The organism is Pseudomonas sp. GT1P32, from assembly GCF_054897805.1.
The window spans coordinates 6663657-6682546 of the sequence record NZ_CM142704.1 but is presented as its reverse complement, the minus strand read 5'-3'; the positions used below and the strand labels follow the sequence as shown (position 1 = coordinate 6682546).

The following is an 18890-nucleotide window of genomic DNA, read 5'->3' as shown; positions in this document are numbered from 1 at the left end:
GCAGGTTTCTTGCAGTATCACCAAAAGATGACAGCTGATGAAAAATGCGAAAATTCAGGCTTACAAAGTGGATATAAAGTTGTATACAATCAACCCATCGCTGTGACGCCAGCCTGTCATCTCACCGCCAGGCCGCCTCACAACCCCGACCTTGAATAAGTCACGAATAAGAAGGAAGACTGCAGTGAGCGCTGACTACCCACGCGACCTGATCGGTTACGGCAGTAACCCTCCTCACCCACACTGGCCGGGCAATGCGCGTATCGCCCTGTCTTTCGTGCTCAATTACGAAGAAGGCGGCGAGCGCAACATCCTGCACGGCGATAAAGAGTCCGAAGCCTTCCTTTCGGAAATGGTTTCGGCACAGCCGCTGCAAGGCGCGCGCAACATGAGCATGGAATCCCTTTACGAGTATGGCAGCCGTGCCGGCGTCTGGCGGATTCTGAAACTGTTCAAGGAATTCGACATTCCGCTGACCATCTTCGCCGTGGCCATGGCCGCCCAGCGTCACCCGGACGTGATCCGCGCGATGGTCGATGCCGGTCACGAGATCTGCAGCCACGGCTATCGCTGGATCGACTACCAGTACATGGACGAAGCACAGGAACGCGAGCACATGCTCGAAGCGATCCGCGTCCTCACCGAAATCACCGGCGAACGCCCACTGGGCTGGTACACCGGCCGCACCGGGCCGAACACTCGCCGGCTGGTGATGGAAGAAGGCGGCTTTCTCTACGACTGCGACACCTACGACGACGACCTGCCCTACTGGGAACCGAACAACCCGACCGGCAAGCCGCACCTGGTGATCCCGTATACCCTGGACACCAACGACATGCGCTTCACCCAGGTCCAGGGTTTCAACAAGGGCGACGACTTTTTTGAATACCTAAAAGACGCTTTCGATGTGCTGTACGCCGAAGGTGCCGAAGCGCCGAAAATGCTCTCGATCGGTCTGCACTGCCGACTGATCGGCCGTCCGGCGCGTCTGGCCTCGCTCAAGCGCTTTATCGAATACGCTAAAAGTCATGAACAGGTGTGGTTCAGCCGCCGCGTCGACATCGCTCGCCACTGGCACGAAACCCACCCGTACCAAGGGGCTGCCCAATGAGCACCTTTCAAACCCTGAAACCCTCGACCCTGAGCCGCGACGCGTTCGTCGCCGCTTTCGCCGACATCTACGAACATTCGCCATGGGTGGCCGAGAAGGCCTTTGACCTGGGCCAGGATGCTTCGATCGACGAGATCGAAACCCTGCACCAGCGCATGAGCGACATCCTGTTGAGCGCTGATCACGAAAGCCAGTTGGCCCTGATCAACGCTCACCCGGACCTGGCCGGCAAAGCCGCCGTCCAGGGCCAGTTGACCGAAGCCAGCACCAATGAACAGGCTGGCGCCGGTATTCACCAATGCACGGCCGAAGAGTTTTCTCGCTTCACCGAGCTGAACGACGCCTACAAAGCCAAGTTCAAGTTTCCCTTCATCATGGCGGTAAAAGGCAGCAACCGGCATCAGATCCTCGCGGCGTTCGAAACGCGCATTCACAACCCGGCAGATACCGAGTTCAAGTGCGCGCTGGCGGAGATCAACAAGATCGCCATGTTCCGTTTACTGACCCTATAGCGAGCCTTGCCCGAGCGACATTGGACGCAAACATCGCCCAGGGCACTGCAAGCATCCCAAGCCAACTTATTAAAGGCAGACAAGAAGAATGAAAGCTTACGCCGTACCTTTCGAGAAGTTCGTCAACCTGGCCGACGCCCGCCTGGGCACTAAAATCATCTCGGTCACCGATGACTGGTTTGCAGACGCCAACCGTCTGTTCCAACCGACCCCGGCCGTGTGGAAGGAGGGCGTGTTCGATGACAACGGCAAGTGGATGGACGGCTGGGAATCGCGTCGCAAACGCTTCGAAGGCTACGACAGCGCGGTCATCCGCCTGGGCGTGCCGGGCTCGATCAAAGGCGTAGACATCGACACTTCATTCTTCACCGGCAACTTCCCGCCATCGGCCTCGCTGGAAGCCTGCTTCCTGGCCTCGGGCGAGCCGGACGACAATACCCAGTGGACTGAAGTGCTGTCGGCCGTCGAGCTGCAAGGCAACAGCCACCACTACCACGAAATCAGCAACGACCAGGCCTTCAGCCACCTGCGCTTCAACATCTACCCGGATGGTGGCGTGGCCCGTCTGCGTGTCTACGGCATTCCGTTCCGCGACTGGTCCGCTGTCGGCGACAACGAACAAGTGGACCTGGCCGCCGCCCTGAACGGTGGCCGCGCCCTCGCCTGCTCCGACGAACACTTCGGCCGCATGAGCAACATTCTCAACCCGGGCCGTGGCATCAACATGGGCGACGGCTGGGAAACCGCACGTCGCCGTACGCCGGGCAACGACTGGGTCATCGTCGCGCTGGGTCATGCCGGCGAGATCGAAAAAGTCGTCGTCGACACCCTGCACTTCAAGGGCAACTACCCGGACACCTGCTCGATCCAGGGCGCGTTCGTCAAGGGTGGCACCGACAGCCAGATCGAAACCCAATCGCTGTTCTGGCGCGAACTGTTGCCGGCGCAGAAACTGGAAATGCACGCCGAACACACCTTCGCCGAGCAGATCAAGGCACTGGGCCCAATCACCCACATCCGCCTGAACGTGTTCCCGGATGGTGGTGTGAGCCGCCTGCGTGTCCTCGGCAAGGTCGCTAAATAAGCGGTGAGGCCTTCGCGGGCAAGCCTCGCTCCTACAGGTATCACCGACCGTAGGAGCGAGGCTTGCCCGCGAAGACGACAGAACAAACAACATAGAACTCGGATAAGAAGACCAGCATGCGCACACTGACGATTGAACCGCTGACCAAAGAAGCCTTCGCCCCTTTCGGTGACGTGATCGAAACCGACGGCAGCGATCACTTCATGATCAACAACGGTTCGACCATGCGCTTTCATAAACTGGCGACGGTCGAAACCGCCACGCCAGAAGACAAGGCGATCATCAGCATTTTCCGCGCCGACGCGCAGGACATGCCGCTGACCGTCAGCATGCTGGAGCGTCACCCGCTGGGCAGCCAGGCTTTCATTCCGCTGCTCGGCAACCCCTTTCTGATCGTGGTCGCGCCACTTGGCGATGAACCTGTATCAGGCTTGGTCCGCGCCTTCGTCACCAACGGCAGGCAGGGCATTAATTACCATCGCGGCGTCTGGCACCACCCGGTGCTGACGATCGAAAAGCGGGATGACTTCCTGGTGGTTGATCGCAGTGGCACAGGCAATAACTGCGATGAGCATTTTTTCAAAGAGGATGAGCGTTTGATCCTCGCCCCCCACCAATAAGAGAAGGTCTGATCACTCGACAACAGAGTGACAGGCGAGAGGTAAAGACTGTGGAAGCACATCTGTTGGAATGGCTGAACCTGAGCGTGCGCTGGGTTCACATGATTACTGGCGTGGCCTGGATCGGTGCGTCGTTCTATTTCGTCTGGCTGGAAAACAACCTCAATCGGGTCAACCCGAAAAGTGGTCTGGCCGGTGATTTGTGGGCGATCCACGGCGGCGGTATCTATCACCTGGAAAAATACAAACTGGCTCCACCGACCATGCCGGACAACCTGCACTGGTTCAAATGGGAAGCCTACTTCACCTGGATGTCGGGGATCGCGCTGCTGTGCGTGGTGTTCTACTCCAACCCAACGCTGTACCTGCTGGCACCGGGCAGCAGCCTGACCGGCCCCGAAGGTGTTGCCCTGGGCATCGCTTCTTTGTTCGTTGGCTGGTTCGTCTACTCCTTCCTCTGCGACTCGGCCCTGGGCAAACGCCCTGCCCTGCTCGGCTTCATCCTGTTCGTACTGATCATCGGCGCGGCCTACGGCTTCAGCAAAGTGTTCAGCGGTCGTGGTGCATACCTGCACGTCGGCGCGATCATCGGCACCATCATGGTCGGTAACGTGTTCCGCATCATCATGCCGGCACAGCGCGCACTGGTGGCGGCGATTGCCGAGAACCGCACGCCCGATCCGGCGCTGCCGGCCAAAGGCCTGCTGCGTTCGCGTCACAACAACTACTTCACCTTGCCGGTGCTGTTCATCATGATCAGCAACCACTTCCCGAGCACTTATGGCAGCCAGTACAACTGGCTGATCCTGGCCGGGATCGCGGTGCTGGCGGTGTTGGTGCGTCACTACTTCAACACCCGTCATGACAGCCACAAGTTTGCCTGGACCCTGCCCGTCGCAGCCGTGGGCATGATCTGCCTGGCTTATGTAACTGGCCCGGCGCAGATGCCAAGCGCACCTGAAGTGGCCAAGGCACCTGGCACCATCGAGTACCAGCCGCTGCCGGAAACCGCCCTCGGTGGTGGTGCCAAACCTGCCGCCGCGAAACCGGCTGAAGCACCGGTCCAGGCGGCAAACGCCGGCCCGGGTTTCGACAAAGTGCACAGCGTGATCCAGGAACGTTGCGCGGTATGCCACTCGGCCAAGCCGACCAGCCCGCTGTTCAGTGCAGCACCGGCCGGCGTGATGTTCGATACCCCCGAGCAGATCCGCCAGAACGCGGCGCGCATCCAGGCTCAAGCCGTCACCAGCCAGATCATGCCACTGGGCAACATCACCCAGATGACCCAGCAGGAACGTGACCTGATCGGCGCATGGATTGTTCAGGGAGCCCCGACCAATTAACCGTTGAAAGCTTCGCGGGCAAGTCGGAACGCCGCCCGCTCGCTCCTACAGGTTTTGTGTCGTTCACAAATGATGCAAACGGCACGAAACCTGTAGGAGCGGAGCTTGCCCGCGAACGGCCGCACCGCGGTCAACCCGATGCAAATAATCACAAGAATAAAAAAGATCCGAGGTGTTGCATGTCCGAGCTATCCCAAGCGCGCATCCCCGACGCACCCGCCATTCAGCGTTTGCCCCTTTTGCAACTGATCCTGGTCGGTCTGCAACATGTTTTGCTGATGTACGGCGGAGCCATCGCGGTGCCGCTGATCATCGGACAGGCCGCAGGCCTGAGTCGTGAAGAAATCGCCTTCCTGATCAACGCCGACCTGCTGGTGGCCGGCATCGCCACCATCGTCCAGTCGCTGGGCATCGGCCCGATGGGCATTCGCATGCCGGTAATGATGGGCGCCAGCTTCGCCGCCGTCGGCAGCATGGTCGCCATGGCCGGCATGCCCGGCATCGGTCTGCAGGGGATCTTCGGCGCGACCATCGCCGCCGGGTTCTTCGGCATGCTCATCGCACCGTTCATGTCCAAAGTCGTACGCTTCTTCCCGCCGCTGGTGACCGGCACGGTCATCACCTCGATCGGTTTGTCGCTGTTCCCCGTCGCCGTCAATTGGGCGGGCGGTGGTGCCGGCGCCGCTCAATTCGGCTCCCCGATTTACCTGGCCATCGCCGCACTGGTGCTGGCCACCATACTGTTGGTCCATCGTTTCATGCGCGGTTTCTGGGTCAACATTTCCGTGCTGATCGGCATGTGCCTCGGTTACGTGATCTGCGGGATGATCGGCATGGTCGACCTCAGCGGCATGGCCCAGGCGCCTTGGCTGCAATTCGTCACCCCGCTGCACTTCGGCATGCCGAAGTTTGAACTCGCGCCGATTCTGTCGATGTGCCTGGTCGTGGTGATCATCTTCGTCGAGTCCACCGGGATGTTCCTCGCGCTGGGCAAAATCACCGGCCAGGAGGTCTGCCCACGGATGCTGCGTCGCGGCTTGCTGTGCGATGCCGGTGCGTCGTTCTTCGCCGGTTTCTTCAACACCTTCACCCATTCCTCTTTCGCGCAGAACATCGGCCTGGTGCAGATGACCGGCGTGCGCTGCCGCTCGGTGACCATCGTTGCCGGCGGTCTGCTGGTGGTGTTGAGCCTGCTGCCGAAAGCCGCGTTCCTGGTCGCCTCGATTCCGCCCGCCGTGCTTGGCGGTGCGGCGATTGCGATGTTCGGCATGGTCGCCGCCACCGGGATCAAGATTCTCCAGGAAGCCGACATCGGTGACCGTCGCAACCAATTGCTGGTGGCGGTGAGCATCGGCATGGGCCTGATTCCGGTAGTACGTCCGGAGTTCTTCGCCCACCTGCCGTTGTGGATGAGCCCGATCACCCACAGCGGCATCGCCATGGCGACGTTAAGTGCTTTGGCGCTGAACCTGCTGTTCAACATCCTCGGCGGCAAGGAACGCGCCGCGATCAACGACTGCCACGCCCACTCGCACTAAATCAGCACCACATAACCCTGTAGGAGCCGGCTTGCTGGCGATGGCGGTGTGTCAGACGACATCAATGTTGGATGTTCTGACCTCATCGCCAGCAAGCCGGCTCCTACAGGGTCAGGGGCTGCCTGCGCCTTGAAAAAATAAAAACAAGAGGGAGCAACAGATGATTCGGACACAGACAAACCTGCTGTTAGGCAGCGGTCTTCTGGCTGCCAGCCAAGCCATGGCCGGCGATTTACTGCTGTGGCAGACCAACAGCCTGAGCTATCTGTACGGCAAGGATTTCGCGATCAACCCGTCGATTCAGCAGACGATCACCTTCGAACACGCCGACCGCTGGAAGTACGGCGACAACTTCCTGTTCGTCGACAGCACTTACTACAACGGCGAAAAAGACCGGAACAAAGGCGTTCACGCCTATTACGGCGAATTCAGCCCACGCCTCTCCTTCGGCAAAATCCTCGACCGCCGCTTCGAGTTCGGCCCGATCAAGGACGTGTTGCTGGCCATGACCTACGAGAATGGCGAAGACGACACCGAAGCCTACCTGATCGGCCCCGGCTTCGACCTTGCAGTACCGGGCTTCAACTTTTTCACCTTGAATTTCTACTATCGCCAGACCGAAGGCTCGCGCCCCGGCGACGATGTCTGGCAGATCACACCGGCCTGGTCCTACACCGTCCCACTGGGCAATTCGAACCTGTTGATCGACGGCTACATCGACTGGGTCGTGGACAACGACCAGAACTCGCGTGGCACCTATCACGCCAACCTGCATTTCAACCCGCAGATCAAATACGACCTGGGCAAGGCGCTGGGCTGGCGGGAGAAACAGGTGTATGTCGGCGTCGAGTACAGCTACTGGAAAGACAAGTACGGCGTGGAAAACAACGCCCGCCTCGACACCAATGAAAACACCACCAGCCTGCTGGTGAAGGTGCACTTTTAAGATGACCCGCAACGGTGCCCCAAACCTGTCGTCGGTGCGCTGTTGCGGGGCACTTGAGACCCGGCCCTGGAGTCAGTATTCTCCGCGGCCGCCTGAATCCGCTTTAAAAAAAAGCCCGGATTTAATTCCTGACCAGAAAGCCAACTTATCCCGGCCCTGGACGGTATCAAGGCATTCCAACACCCCTCTCAATCGACTGCTCTTGAGCCGCCGAACGGGAGTTTTTTTGCTTTTCGAAAGCCTTGGCGCAGCTCTTGCTAACAGCACTGAAGCTGACCGATTGGATGATTTTTTACCACTACGGAAAAAGGCGCCACACCAGAGCGCCGACCTTAAAAAAACAACGTGAAACACCTACTTTTTGGGAGCAACCGAATGAAACGTACGTGCACTAGCCTGATGCTGGCGGGATCCTTGCTGGCCGGGGGCCAGGCCATGGCCGGCGACTTGCTGCAATGGCAGAACAACAGCCTGACCTACCTCTATGGCAAAGACTTCCAGGTCAACCCGCACATTCAGCAGACCGTGACTTTCGAACACGCCGATGGCTGGAAATATGGGGATAACTTCTTCTTCGTCGACAAGATCTTCTACAACGGCGAAAAGGATTTCAACGTCGGCCCGAACACCTATTACGGTGAGTTCAGCCCACGCATTTCCCTGGGCAAAGTCCTCGACCAGAAAATCGGATTCGGCCCGGTCAAAGACGTGTTGCTGGCGATGACGTACGAGTTTGGTGAAGGCGATACCGAGTCCTATCTGATCGGCCCGGGTTTCGACCTGGCAATTCCCGGCTTCGACTACTTCCAGCTGAACTTCTACCAGCGTCATACCGAAGGCAGCCGTGCGGGCGACAACGTCTGGCAGATCACCCCGGTCTGGTCCTACACCATCCCGGTCGGCGATTCGAACATCCTGATCGACGGTTTCATGGACTGGGTAGTCGATAACGACTCCAACTCCAAAGGCGATTACCACGCCAACCTGCACTTCAACCCGCAGGTTAAATATGACTTGGGTAAAGCGCTGAATTTTGGCGAGAAGCAGTTGTATGTGGGTGTGGAGTATGACTATTGGTCGGACAAGTACGGGATTAAGGATAGCCAGTACTTCAAGACTGATCAGAGCACGACGAGCTTCCTGGTGAAGTTCCACTTCTGACAGAAAAAATCTGACTTCCACTTGGCGACTTGACGACGCCAAGTGGTTTTATTTCAAAACACCTTCAGTAATAACTCTGCAATAGCTGATCAGCAGTAGCACCTAGTCTAGCTTTTAGATTTTCGAACTGGAATGGTTCGCCAGTTCGCATATCGTAGACATTAGCCGGCAACACACGACTCATCGACACTGAATCAAGTATTAATTTTGGCGGTGGAATTTCTTTCATCGACACGTACACATAATTTTGATCTACGCCATGAATCGCAACATCAATCAAATCCACCGAAATAATTTCAAACGCCGCAGCAGGACTTATCAATGACTCCGCTTCATCAATACGATTGCTGACTCGCAATGCATTAGGAGCAATGGGCCTTGGGCTAAAATGCTCGGCCACTTCAAATATCACAGAAGAGCTGTCGAAATTAACGCTTTCCTCATTAAGTCCTGCAAATTCGGCCGCCACGTGAGGGTTTTCAGTAAACGATGTAAAATCTGCATTGATCAAAACTGCACCAACACCCAGTTTTCCTTGCCTGAAAAACTCACCGGATGTTCCTCGACTGCCAGACCCTCCTCGATAAAGAGGCACGCTGCCTGTATGAGGGAGCGCACTGATAATCTTCGTTAAATCATTAACACGTGCAGCGTCATCAGACGCAACGAAGACAAGAGAATAAAACCGTCCGAAAAGCACCCCTCGTTTAGTACCGTATCTTAAATAATCATTGACCAACAGACTTGAGTCATTCGCAAAAGCCTTTAAATAATCCCCGCGACGCCCGTTCGGACTAACTTTTAACTCCCGATATAAAGACTCTTGGCGCTCCATCGCGATACGGCCTGCCTCAGCCTTCAGATCGTCCCGACTTCCGCTTTTAGTAATGAATTCGTTTATTCCGTTCCGCGTCAGTCCGTTTTCATCTCTATAAGTCAGTGGACTATTTCCCACGAACAAAAATAAATTTACATCATCTACATTTCCCGCCGGATCTGCACTCAGCCACCGCTGCAACCACGGTGCGTAATACCGATAGCCGTAACAATAAAGCCCGGTTGCATCTCGCTCTTTGCCCGAATAACGAATCGTTTTGTACCTGGCTTCGGTCTCGCTGATACCCGCCCACAACGCCGTCCCACCAAATGCGTAATAAACCTCCCGACTCAGAACTCTGCCCCGCTCATCCAACTCCAGGGTGCTGGAGTTCAAATGATTGCTCAGGCAAAAACGCAGTTGATCGTTACGAACATCACGAGGCAATCCAGTGACCCAGTGCAAGGCGCGGACCTGACCGCGCCCGGCCTCGACACTGACGACATGCCGCTCCTCTCCAGTGGCCTTGTCGCGATGGATTTCCAAACCCGGCAAGTAGCGCGTTTCAGAACGCAATGTGCGATGCGCTGCCTGAGTCAGTCGGACTTTTCGCAAGCGATGCCCAGGACTGTCGTAGCAGTAACATTCAGTATCGTCAGGACCGTCGTCGCGCTTCACCATCGTTACGCTGCTGAGCTGGTTCCGCACATCCCAACTCATCTTTTGCCCACGCAGTAACTCCAACTGATTACCGTTGGCATCGAAGCCGTCGACCAAGTTGCCTTTATCCACAACGCTGCGATTACTGTCCGTCGCGGTAAACATCTCAAACGTTTCTGCACCGCTGTGATGGCGGGTTTGCAGGTTACCGGCGGCGTCGTAGTTGAAGGTCTGGGTGTAATTGCGCAACTGGTTGGGGTCCAGCGGCGTGGTTTGCCAGGTTGGCAAAGCCGGGCCGTAACTGGGTTGACTGACTTCACTGCCGGTGGCTTTGATCAGTTGGTAAAGACTGTCATAGCCATAGCAGCAGTTCGGATCGATCCGCTGATTATTGAAGTGCCGCGTCGGTTGAGCCTGGTCTTCGATGCAAGTGATGTTGCCGACGGGATCGTAACCGTAGCTAAAATCCTGAAGCGGCTTGCCATCGACATTGCAGGACTGCAACTGCAGGAGGCGCCCGTCTTCACCTGCGTAATGGGCTGTGGTGATGATGCCATTTCCAACCCGTTCGCTGATGCTCCTGCCGAAAGCGTCGTAGCGGATTTCACTGACCAGCAAACGGGGGGCTTCTAAAGAACCGGCCAGCTTCAATCGGGTTTCACGTAGCTGACCGGCCCGGTCGTAAGCAAATGACCTGACATGATCCATGGCGTCAGTCTGACTACGCATTTCCCCCGAAGGAGCGTACTGCTGCGTCGTCTCAAACACTTCCTCTTCCAGCCTGAGTTCGGTGAATTCGGCCGACCAATCGGGCAGCTCGAGATCACGCAAGAACCGCGTCTGCTCCACCAGTAACAAACCACCTACACCGTATTCACAGAGGCTGCGCCTGCCGACCGGATGGTCATGGCGGATCGGTTGACCACACTGGTTACGGGCCGCCCGCTCGTCACTGGCATTGCCATACGTAAAGCGCTCGGAAACACGCGGCAACTCATGCGCCATCTGCTCCGTAACGGCTATCGGACGCTGGAGCTCATCAAATTCGCTATGACGCTGTCCGCCGCGCCCGTCCCAGAATGAGCAGGCCGCATCCGCCTGATTCATTAAGCTGAGCTGCCAACCGGCATCGACACTGTCCACCAGCAGAGCCCGGCCTTGCAAATCAAAAGTGTTTTCAAGATTGGGCTTCGGTGCCGTTCCCCACAGGCGCGGGTCCCAGGACGCAAAAAGCCGTCCGGCAGGATCGAATTGGTTACGGGTGATGCGGGTATCAATCGATGAGTTCAGAGGATGGCGGCAATAGGCGACATTTCGCACAACCAAACCGCGTGAATCCACCACCGCCAGACTCGGTGTGTGAGCATCAATCCATTGCGCGGCCGCCATGTTCGACCCCTCTGCCTGAGGGTCTTAATCTGATCGAATAAATACTTGAACGTCTACTGTCACAAATGACAGTTCAAGCGGGCTCCGGCACCGAAAGCCCGAGAAACCGACACAGCTCCTCGCGTTTGGCCAACGCATCACGCCGCCCCAGGTCAATCAACTCACTGCAATACCCCGCCTCGAACAGCAGATAACTCAACACCCCCGCCCCGCTGGTCTTGGTCGCACCCGGCCCGCGCAAAAACAGACGCAACGCTGCCGGCAATTCCTGGCGATGTCGCGCAGCGATCTCATCAATCGGCTGGCTCGGCGAAATCACCAGCACCTCAACCGGCGCCACGCCGAGCGCACGGGTCGGCGTGCCGGCGGGCATCAGATGGCTGAACTGATTCAAACGCTGCAGCAATTCGATGTCACTTTCCAGGCTGTCAATGAACGTACTGTTGAGCATGTGCCCACCGATCTGCGCGAGCGTCGGCTGCTGCCCGGTGTAGGTGCGTTGCAGCGGTCGCACCGGATCGACACCGCGCGGGTTGCCGCTGACGCCCACCACCAGCACGCGGCTGGCACCCAGGTGCAGGGCCGGGCTGATCGGTGCCGATTGGCGCACCGCGCCGTCACCGAAATATTCCTCGCCGATTTTTACCGGGGCGAACAGCAGTGGGATGGCGGAGCTGGCGAGCAAGTGCTCGACGGTCAACTGCGTGGGAACGCCGATGCGCCGATGGCGCAACCAGGCGTCGATGGTGCCGCCGCCCTGATAGAAGGTGACCGCCTGACCTGATTCGTAACCGAACGCGGTGACCGCCACGGCCTTCAACTGCTTCTGCGCGATGGCTTCAGCGATGCCGGTCATGTGCAATTTGTCGTTGAGCAACCGGCGCAGCGGCGAGCTGTTGAGCAGGGCCACCGGCACCTGAGCGCCAATGCCTAGCAAACTGTGGCTGACAAACCGGCTGGCCTGACGGATCACGCCCGGCCAGTCGCTGCGCAAAACCAGATGGCTACGGAACCCTTGCCAGAAAGCGGTCAGGCGTTCGATGGAATTGCGAAAGTCCATTGCCCCACTGGCGAGGCTGACCGCGTTGATCGCCCCGGCCGAGGTGCCGACGATCACCGGGAACGGATTGTTTGCCCCCACCGGCAGCAATTCGGCAATCGCTGCCAGCACGCCGACCTGATAGGCCGCCCGAGCCCCGCCGCCGGAAAGAATCAACCCTGTAACCGGTTCGCCTGGACTCATGCACAACTCTCCATGGTGCTAGTTGGAATTTTCCATTTCCCTGTAGGAGCGAGACCGGCTTGCCGGCGATGGTCGTCAACGATGACGTTGGCTGCCTGACACTCCGCGGCGCTCTCGGGTTTTTCGCGAGCAGGCTCGCTCCTACAGGGATTGGGGATTCAGCCGCGTTTTGCGTACAACTTGGGTTCGCCCGGCGGACGACTCTTGAAGCGGCGATGGGCCCAGAGGTATTGCTCCGGGCAGTCGCGCAAGACGCCTTCGATCCATTGGTTGATTCGCAGGCAATCGGCCTCTTCGGTCTCGCCGGGGAAACCTTCGAGCGGCGCATGGATCACCAATCGATAGCCGCTGCCGTCCGCCAGACGCTCCTGGGTGAACGGCACCACCAGCGCCTTGCCCAGCCGCGCAAATTTGCTGGTGGCAGTGACGGTCGCGGCCTGAATCCCGAACAGCGGCACGAAGATGCTTTGCTTGGCGCCGTAGTCCTGATCCGGTGCGTACCAGATCGCCCGGCCGGCCCGCAGCAGTTTGAGCATGCCGCGCACGTCTTCACGCTCCACGGCCAGCGAGTCGAGGTTGTGTCGCTCGCGGCCATTGCGCTGGATGTAATCGAACAGCGGGTTCTTGTGCTCGCGGTACATGCCGTCGATGGTGTGTTGCTGGCCAAGCAGCGCCGCGCCGATTTCCAGCGTGGTGAAATGCACGGCCATCAGAATCACGCCCTTGCCTTCGCGCTGGGCCTTTTTCAGGTGCTCCAGCCCTTCAACATGCGCCAACCTGGCCAGACGCTCCCGCGACCACCACCAGCTCATGGCCATTTCAAAGAATGCGATGCCGGTGGAGGCAAAGTTTTCCTTGAGCAGGCGCTTGCGCTCGGCAGCGGATTTTTCCGGGAAGCACAGCTCCAGGTTGCGCTTGGCAATGCGCCGTCGGTCGCCCGCCGCGCGATACATCAATGCACCGAGGGCACGACCAATAAACAGCAGCGCCGGGTAGGGCAACTGAACGATCAGCCACAACAGCCCCAAGCCGCACCACAGCGGCCAGAAACGCGGCATCAGAAATGTTTTTTGAAAACGCGGGCGATCCATTAAAGGTTCCGGAAAGACAATGGCCGCGCATTCTACATCGTTCGACCCGGCTTGCGGCTCGCGAGCGTTCTCGTTATAAGTCTCGGCACTTTTAGTGACAAGCCGTTGTATGCCGACCATGAGCCAAATCGAACCGCAAGACCAGGATCCCGTGTTCCAGTTGAAGGGCAGCATGCTCGCCATTACCGTGCTGGAGCTGGCCCGCAACGACCTCGAAAGCCTTGATCGGCAATTGGCCGCCAAGGTCGCCCAGGCGCCCGGCTTTTTCAGCAACGCGCCGCTGGTACTGGCGCTGGACAAACTTCCGGCCAGCGAAGGCGCGGTCGATCTGCCAGGTTTGATGCGCGTCTGCCGCCAGCACGGCCTGCGCACCCTGGCGATCCGTGCCAGTCGTATCGAAGACATCGCCGCCGCCATCGCGGTCGACCTGCCGGTGCTGCCGCCATCCGGCGCCCGCGAGCGCCCGCTGGACCCGCTTGAAGGCATCGTTGCGAAGAAACCGGAAAAACCCGCTGAACCGACGATCAAACCGACGAAAATCATCACCTCGCCGGTACGCGGCGGCCAGCAGATTTATGCCCAGGGTTGCGACCTCGTCGTGATCTCCTCGGTCAGCCCGGGGGCGGAACTTCTCGCCGACGGCAACATCCATGTATACGGACCGATGCGCGGTCGTGTATTGGCCGGGGTCAAAGGCGACACGAAAGCCAGGATTTTCTGTCAGCAAATGAGCGCTGAACTGGTCTCCATCGCAGGCCACTACAAGGTTTCGGAAGATCTGCGTCGCGACCCTTTGTGGGGCGCGGGCGTACAGGTCAGCCTGTCGGGCGATGTGTTGAACATCATTCGGCTTTAACGGATACTGCCGCATTTTCCAAGCATCTCTAAAACGTAGCGAAAACGGCTCAAACGAAGTAGGAAAAAGGCCAAAAGCAGTGTTTACCGGAGGTAAGCGCGGTTCAGGACCGGATTCCAGCCAAGCTGTCCGACTGCAGTCGTTTTTCCAGAGATGTTTTTCAGGGGCTAAATGTCCTTTTTCCTTAGGGGTGAAACACCTTGGCCAAGATTCTCGTGGTTACATCCGGCAAGGGTGGTGTGGGTAAGACCACCACCAGTGCTGCTATCGGTACCGGCCTCGCACTGCGCGGTCACAAAACAGTTATCGTCGACTTCGACGTCGGCTTGCGTAACCTCGACCTGATCATGGGTTGCGAGCGTCGCGTCGTGTATGACTTCGTCAACGTGGTTAACGGCGAAGCCAACCTGCAACAGGCCCTGATCAAAGACAAACGCCTGGAAAACCTCTACGTACTGGCCGCCAGTCAGACCCGCGACAAAGACGCGCTGACCGTCGAAGGCGTGGAAAAAGTCCTGATGGCGTTGAAGGAAGACTTCGAATTCGTGGTCTGCGACTCCCCGGCCGGCATCGAGAAAGGTGCTCACCTGGCCATGTACTTCGCCGATGAAGCGATCGTCGTGACCAACCCGGAAGTCTCCTCGGTACGTGACTCGGACCGCATGCTGGGCCTGCTGGCCAGCAAATCGCGTCGCGCCGAAAACGGCGAAGAGCCGATCAAGGAACACTTGCTGTTGACCCGTTACAACCCGCAGCGCGTCAGCGATGGCGAGATGCTCGGCGTCGAAGACGTGAAAGAGATTCTGGCCGTGACCCTGCTGGGCGTCATTCCGGAATCCCAAGCGGTACTCAAGGCTTCCAACTCCGGTGTACCCGTAATTCTTGACGACCAGAGCGACGCCGGTCAGGCGTACAGCGATGCAGTCGATCGTCTGCTGGGTAAAACCGTAGAACATCGATTCCTCGATGTGCAGAAGAAAGGATTCTTTGCGAGTTTGTTTGGAGGTCGGTAATGAACATTTTTGACTTCTTTCGCGCCAACAAGAAGCCAAGTACCGCGTCGGTAGCGAAAGAGCGTCTACAGATCATCGTGGCGCACGAACGCGGCCAACGCAGTACGCCGGATTACTTGCCAGCCTTGCAGAAAGAGCTGGTCGAAGTCATCCGCAAGTACGTCAATATCGGGTCCGATGACGTGCATGTCGCCCTGGAAAACCAGGGTAGCTGCTCGATTCTGGAACTCAATATCACCCTGCCGGATCGCTGAGTCGATCCGTCGGGAGCCACGGCGGCTCAGGCTTTTGCAGCTCCTTGTAGGAGCGAAGCTTGCTCGCGAAGGTGTGCCAGTCGACATTAACGTTGCTGACACACCTTCGCGAGCAAGCTTCGCTCCTACAAGAGCCCTGAAAGCCTGAGTCGCCGTTGGCGTTTGTTACGAGGCTGTTTAATGCCGCTGTCCAACGTCCACATCATCCATCAGGACGCCGCCGTACTGGTGGTGAATAAACCGACCCTGTTGCTTTCCGTCCCCGGCCGGGCCGACGACAACAAGGATTGCCTGATCACCCGCCTGCAAGAAAACGGCTACCCCGAAGCCCGCATCGTCCATCGCCTGGACTGGGAAACCTCCGGCATCATTCTGCTGGCCCGTGACCCGGACACCCATCGCGAATTGTCTCGGCAATTTCACGACCGTGAAACCGAAAAGACCTACACCGCACTTTGCTGGGGCCAGCCGGAACTGGACAGCGGCAGCATCGACCTGCCCCTGCGCTACGACCCGCCGACCAAGCCGCGCCACGTGGTAGATTTCGAGTTCGGCAAAAACGCCCTGACATTCTGGCGCGTGCTGGAGCGCTGCGGCGACTGGTGTCGGGTTGAACTGACGCCGATCACCGGCCGCTCCCACCAGTTGCGCGTGCACATGCTCTCCATCGGCCACCCGCTGCTGGGTGACGGGCTCTACGCCCACGAGCAGGCGCTGGCCGCCTGGCCACGGCTGTGCCTGCACGCGAGCATGCTCAGCTTCACTCATCCGCAGACTGGTGAACGCCTGCGTTTCGAGTGCCCCGCACCGTTTTGAGCAGACTCGCCGAAATAAAAAAACGCCCTTCAACTGAAGGGCGTTTTCATTTGTTGAAACAAATTATATGTCGTAAAAATGGCGTTAAATTATTGTCATAAATTTGTAAAGAAACGTAAAATGATGGCATTACGATAGCAGGCAGGACGCCCAGTGCTCAGTTGCAAGACTCTTCAGAACGACTACCCAATTACCTTCAGCTTTTCCAACACCACCCTGCATCTCAGTGAACAGCCCTGCGTCGAAGCACGGCAAGCGCTGGAGCAACTGATTGAAAAGCGCAGCGTTCGCAAGCTCACCCGTGCCAGCGCACCGCTCGCCAGTGGTGATACCCCTCTATTTGCCAAGGTTCAGCCGCTGGATACTTTAAAGGCGAAAGTGCGGGTGACCTTTGGCAAACCACAGCGTAACGGTCGCTTCGACTGGCCGCTGGAAGAACTGATCAATACCCATGAAGCGCAGCGCCGTGGTGTACGGATGCCACCACTGCAGGGGTTTGGCTACACCAAGGATCTGCTGGGACTGACCCAGGAGTATTTCATTATCACGCGCCTGCTTGACGACCATCTTGACGGCGTACAGTGGCTTAAACGCAACCCCGGCAACGTGGAGGCATTTATCCTGGATGCTTTTGATCTGCTCCACTCCCTTGCCTTGAAGAACATCACTCACATGGATTTCTGGGCCGGCAACATCATGATCCCCGAATCGTCGCAGTCACCGCTCAAAGCCATCGATTTTGAAAACTGCTTCTCCGGCCAGACACCCCATCAAAGCGAAACCCTGGGTTTCCAGCTGGGATTTTTCTATCGCCGGGAAATCTACAAACACATCACTGAAGCCGACTACGATCGGCTGGTTGAAGCGTACACAGGACAACTCCCAGACATCTCGAAGAAAAAGTTCAACCCGGTGTATGTCGCGAGCAAGCATGAATACGTGGGTCGCAAGCAACGCCGTGAAGTGTTCCTCAGCGGTCTTCTGATCACAGGCTGACGCGCAAATCAGACCCGCCGACAAACGTCGCGCGACGGACGGCATTGTGTCTGCAATGCCGTGAGCCAATACGGTAAACTTGCGCCATTGCTGTCTGGAGCTACTTATGCGCGAAGAGTTGAACCAAGGCCTGATCGATTTCCTCAAGGCCTCCCCTACCCCGTTTCATGCCACCGCCAGCCTTGTTCAGCGCCTGGAAGCGGCGGGTTATCAGCGTCTCGACGAACGCGAGCCCTGGACCACTGAAGCCAACGGCCGTTACTACGTCACCCGTAACGACTCTTCGATTGTCGCCGTCAAAATGGGCCGTCACTCGCCCCTGCACGGCGGTATCCGCCTGGTCGGCGCCCATACCGACAGCCCGTGCCTGCGGGTCAAACCCCAGCCGGAACTGCAACGTCAGGGTTTCTGGCAGTTGGGCGTCGAAGTGTATGGCGGCGCGCTGCTGGCGCCGTGGTTCGATCGTGATCTGTCCCTGGCGGGCCGCGTGACCTTCCGCCGTGACGGCAAGGTCGAGAGCCAACTGATCGACTTCAAGACGCCGATCGCGATCATTCCGAACCTGGCCATTCACCTCAATCGTGAAGCCAACATGGGTTGGGCGATCAACGCCCAGACCGAATTGCCGCCGATCCTCGCACAATTCGCCGGTGACGAGCGCGTGGACTTCCGCGCCGTGCTCACCAATCAACTTGCTCTCGAGCATGGCCTGAACGCCGACGTGGTACTCGACTACGAGTTGAGCTTCTATGACACCCAGAGCGCTGCGGTCATCGGCCTGCATGGCGACTTCATCGCCGGTGCACGCCTCGACAACCTGCTGTCCTGCTACGCCGGCCTGCAAGCGTTGCTGACGGCTGAAACCGACGAAACCTGCGTGCTGGTCGCCAATGATCACGAAGAAGTCGGCTCCTGCTCGGCCTGTGGCGCTGACGGCCCGATGCTGGAGCAGACGCTGCGTCGTCTGTTGCCCGAAGGTGATGAATTCGTACGCACCATTCAGAAATCCCTGCTGGTCTCGGCCGACAATGCCCACGGCGTACACCCCAACTACGCCGACAAGCACGACGCCAACCACGGCCCGAAACTCAACGCCGGCCCGGTGATCAAGGTCAACAGCAACCAGCGTTACGCCACCAACAGCGAAACCGCCGGGTTCTTCCGCCATCTGTGCATGGCCGAGGAAGTGCCGGTGCAAAGCTTCGTGGTGCGCAGCGACATGGGCTGCGGCTCGACCATCGGCCCGATCACCGCCAGCCACCTGGGCGTGCGCACCGTGGACATCGGCCTGCCGACATTTGCCATGCACTCGATCCGCGAGCTGTGCGGCAGTCATGATCTGGCACACCTGGTGAAAGTGCTGAGCGCGTTCTACGCCAGCCAAGAGCTGCCGTAAAACCTGTAGGAGCCGGCTTGCCGGCGATGGCGTCCTTGAAATCG

General features: G+C 58.3%; 17 protein-coding genes. 14 read left to right on the top strand and 3 right to left on the bottom strand.

Annotated features, from left to right (window positions below):
• The first annotated feature begins 184 nt into the window (after window positions 1-184).
• The 8 genes from puuE to ACYZUC_RS30510 all read left to right on the top strand — a co-directional run bounded on the left by puuE (window position 185) and on the right by ACYZUC_RS30510 (window position 8315).
• A complete protein-coding gene (gene puuE, locus ACYZUC_RS30545) occupies window positions 185-1111 on the top strand; it encodes an allantoinase PuuE (RefSeq protein WP_008031461.1) in 927 nt (308 codons plus the stop codon).
• A complete protein-coding gene (gene uraD, locus ACYZUC_RS30540) occupies window positions 1108-1623 on the top strand; it encodes a 2-oxo-4-hydroxy-4-carboxy-5-ureidoimidazoline decarboxylase (protein ID WP_461992420.1) in 516 nt (171 codons plus the stop codon). Before puuE ends, uraD begins: the two co-directional genes overlap by 4 nt.
• 88 nt (window positions 1624-1711) lie before the next feature.
• The gene (gene alc, locus ACYZUC_RS30535; RefSeq protein WP_008031459.1) at window positions 1712-2707 is read left to right on the top strand and encodes an allantoicase; all 996 of its coding nucleotides are present in this window, start codon (window positions 1712-1714) and stop codon (window positions 2705-2707) included.
• Window positions 2708-2823: 116 nt separating this feature from the next.
• Window positions 2824-3327, top strand: a complete 504-nt coding sequence (locus ACYZUC_RS30530) for an ureidoglycolate lyase (RefSeq protein WP_007988150.1) — start codon at window positions 2824-2826, stop codon at window positions 3325-3327.
• Between the two features lie 50 nt (window positions 3328-3377).
• Window positions 3378-4670, top strand: a complete 1293-nt coding sequence (locus tag ACYZUC_RS30525) for a urate hydroxylase PuuD (RefSeq protein WP_008031457.1) — start codon at window positions 3378-3380, stop codon at window positions 4668-4670.
• 179 nt (window positions 4671-4849) lie between these two features.
• Window positions 4850-6208, top strand: coding sequence for a nucleobase:cation symporter-2 family protein (locus ACYZUC_RS30520; protein ID WP_461992417.1), 1359 nt, complete (start codon window positions 4850-4852; stop codon window positions 6206-6208).
• Between the two features lie 160 nt (window positions 6209-6368).
• Window positions 6369-7154 (top strand): outer membrane protein OmpK, encoded by a 786-nt coding sequence (locus ACYZUC_RS30515; RefSeq protein ID WP_461992415.1) that lies wholly within the window; start codon window positions 6369-6371, stop codon window positions 7152-7154.
• Window positions 7155-7529: 375 nt separating this feature from the next.
• Window positions 7530-8315: an outer membrane protein OmpK gene (locus ACYZUC_RS30510; protein ID WP_461992413.1), complete on the top strand. Its 786-nt coding sequence runs from the start codon at window positions 7530-7532 to the stop codon at window positions 8313-8315.
• Between the two features lie 64 nt (window positions 8316-8379).
• Here the strand turns inward: ACYZUC_RS30510 and ACYZUC_RS30505 are convergent, their stop codons facing one another.
• From ACYZUC_RS30505 to ACYZUC_RS30495, 3 genes are all read right to left on the bottom strand, one after another.
• Window positions 8380-11181: an RHS repeat domain-containing protein gene (locus tag ACYZUC_RS30505; protein WP_461992411.1), complete on the bottom strand. Its 2802-nt coding sequence runs from the start codon at window positions 11179-11181 to the stop codon at window positions 8380-8382.
• Window positions 11182-11254: 73 nt separating this feature from the next.
• Window positions 11255-12424 (bottom strand): patatin-like phospholipase family protein, encoded by a 1170-nt coding sequence (locus ACYZUC_RS30500; protein WP_461992409.1) that lies wholly within the window; start codon window positions 12422-12424, stop codon window positions 11255-11257.
• A gap of 158 nt (window positions 12425-12582) precedes the next feature.
• Window positions 12583-13515 (bottom strand): lipid A biosynthesis lauroyl acyltransferase, encoded by a 933-nt coding sequence (locus tag ACYZUC_RS30495; RefSeq protein ID WP_008031451.1) that lies wholly within the window; start codon window positions 13513-13515, stop codon window positions 12583-12585.
• A 118-nt stretch (window positions 13516-13633) separates the two neighbouring features.
• On the opposite strand from ACYZUC_RS30495, the gene minC reads away from it, so the two are divergent.
• The 6 genes from minC to ACYZUC_RS30465 all read left to right on the top strand — a co-directional run bounded on the left by minC (window position 13634) and on the right by ACYZUC_RS30465 (window position 18846).
• The gene (gene minC, locus ACYZUC_RS30490) at window positions 13634-14371 is read left to right on the top strand and encodes a septum site-determining protein MinC (protein WP_461992407.1); all 738 of its coding nucleotides are present in this window, start codon (window positions 13634-13636) and stop codon (window positions 14369-14371) included.
• A gap of 200 nt (window positions 14372-14571) precedes the next feature.
• A complete protein-coding gene (minD, locus tag ACYZUC_RS30485) occupies window positions 14572-15384 on the top strand; it encodes a septum site-determining protein MinD (RefSeq protein WP_461992405.1) in 813 nt (270 codons plus the stop codon).
• On the top strand, window positions 15384-15638 hold the full coding sequence (gene minE / locus ACYZUC_RS30480; RefSeq protein ID WP_007944431.1) for a cell division topological specificity factor MinE: 255 nt from the start codon (window positions 15384-15386) through the stop codon (window positions 15636-15638). The genes minD and minE overlap by 1 nt, the downstream gene beginning before the upstream one ends.
• A 180-nt stretch (window positions 15639-15818) precedes the next feature.
• Window positions 15819-16454, top strand: coding sequence for an RluA family pseudouridine synthase (locus ACYZUC_RS30475; RefSeq protein WP_461992403.1), 636 nt, complete (start codon window positions 15819-15821; stop codon window positions 16452-16454).
• Window positions 16455-16607: 153 nt separating this feature from the next.
• The gene (locus ACYZUC_RS30470) at window positions 16608-17450 is read left to right on the top strand and encodes a lipopolysaccharide kinase InaA family protein (RefSeq protein WP_461992401.1); all 843 of its coding nucleotides are present in this window, start codon (window positions 16608-16610) and stop codon (window positions 17448-17450) included.
• A gap of 106 nt (window positions 17451-17556) precedes the next feature.
• Window positions 17557-18846, top strand: a complete 1290-nt coding sequence (locus tag ACYZUC_RS30465) for a M18 family aminopeptidase (protein WP_008040545.1) — start codon at window positions 17557-17559, stop codon at window positions 18844-18846.
• The last annotated feature ends 44 nt before the right edge of the window (window positions 18847-18890 follow it).